Origin of the sequence: Lactobacillus sp. UMNPBX1 (assembly GCF_002554085.1) — a bacterium.
In the GTDB taxonomy this organism is placed as follows: domain Bacteria; phylum Bacillota; class Bacilli; order Lactobacillales; family Lactobacillaceae; genus Lactobacillus; species Lactobacillus crispatus.
This window is the reverse complement of sequence record NZ_PCZI01000049.1, coordinates 1-1,509: the sequence shown is the minus strand read 5'-3', so window position 1 is coordinate 1,509 and position 1,509 is coordinate 1. Positions and strand designations below refer to the sequence as shown.

Sequence of the window (1,509 nt, the reverse complement as noted above, 5' to 3'; positions counted from 1 at the left end):
GGTTCAGTATAAATTCTTGTGTAAACGGCTGTGAGATTTAGGATGCCTTTCGGGATATTTCCATTAATCGCAGAAAGAAGTATTCATCATCTGGATACCCATAACCCTTACGTCTCTCAGTCTTGATCTTATTGTTGATACCCTCAAGTTTGCCAGTTGATATCCCGTATTTGGCGAACGTGTAGATCCCTCTCAAATGGTTATTTAAGAGACGCGCAAACCAAATAAAGTGGCTATTCTCAGTTGCCTTGCAGATGTCTATGATCCCTTCAAGTCTAACGCACATTTCCACCTCGTCATGTGAGTTGTATGCCTGGTCTAGCAAGTCTTTGACGAGGTCTATTGTGAAGAAGAGCTTGTTTTCTTCCAACAGCTCGTCATACCATGCTTCATTACCGCCATAAGCCTTTATTTCTGGTGTATTGAATATTTCACCAGCAGTAGACACTAGCTTGCCTTGACGGGCATCCTCGTCCTTCTGAACTAATGTGGACCTCTTAGACATCAAGATGTAACGTGAGTTCTTAAGCAACTTAGCAGCCTCTGGAGAGCCTTCTTCAGCCAGCCGTCTTTGTTCATCCTTTCTGATCTCTGAAACCACTTTATCGTTGAAATTCTTGATAATGTGGAAGCGATCATAGACGATGTCTAGCTTGGGATAGCGCCCTTTAAAAGCTTCTTCGAAGTCTGAATTCATGTCGCAAGCCACCGCCTCAACTTTTGACATCCACTCATCGCCAACATGATCCATAAACTCGAAAACAACGGCTTTCTTCTTGCCATGGGCTAAGTAGAGAATATACCCTGTTTCCCAGTCTATGATTGCGGTGGCGTACTTATGGCCATCGTGGAGCTTAAACTCATCAATGGCTAAGTATTTTGCCTGCCTTTCAGGTTTTATGAGTGTCTTGCCATCAGTTGTAAATTTAGACAGTAGAAGAGACTTGTGAATTGACTTTACAGTCATCTTGTCCAAGCCAGTAAGCCAAGCCACTGCCTTTAGAGTAAGGCCATAGCTTAACAGTTTCTCAGTGTATTCTTTTAAAGGTTTGGTGATGCGATAACCATCAGCTTTAAAAGGGATAGACTGGCTTCTAGTGTTGAATTGGCAATCAATGTTAAGACAACGAAAACGTGCATAGGACACTCTGATATTGGTGTGTACTCCACCAATAGCGACGTGCTTAAGGGTAGATTCTAAAGACCCATTTTTAACTAGTTTTCTTGAGCAATTAGGACAGAAGGTATCACCACGCTCATCTAGCTTTCCTACAAAGGTTAATCCACCTTCATTTTGAATTGGCTCGCCAACTTGAATAAAGTCGGTAAGACCAGAATTAAAGGATAAGACACCTTTGTTAGGCATAACATCTTGAGTAGTAACTGACAGTTCTGTATAATTCATAGTAAGAAGGGCTCCCCATGTTTTTGTCGTTATTAACATTGTAAGGGACAACCCTTCTTTTTTTGTTATCTAATTTCTATTTACACAAGAATTTATACTGAACC

Annotated in this window: 1 protein-coding gene; it reads right to left on the bottom strand. The window is 41.2% G+C overall.

Annotation, left to right across the window (positions count from 1 at the left end):
* Positions 1-37: 37 nt before the first annotated feature.
* Complete coding sequence (locus CP352_RS10705; protein ID WP_043921381.1) at positions 38-1,405, bottom strand: ISL3 family transposase; 1,368 nt, start codon at positions 1,403-1,405, stop codon at positions 38-40.
* Between the last annotated feature and the right edge of the window lie 104 nt (positions 1,406-1,509).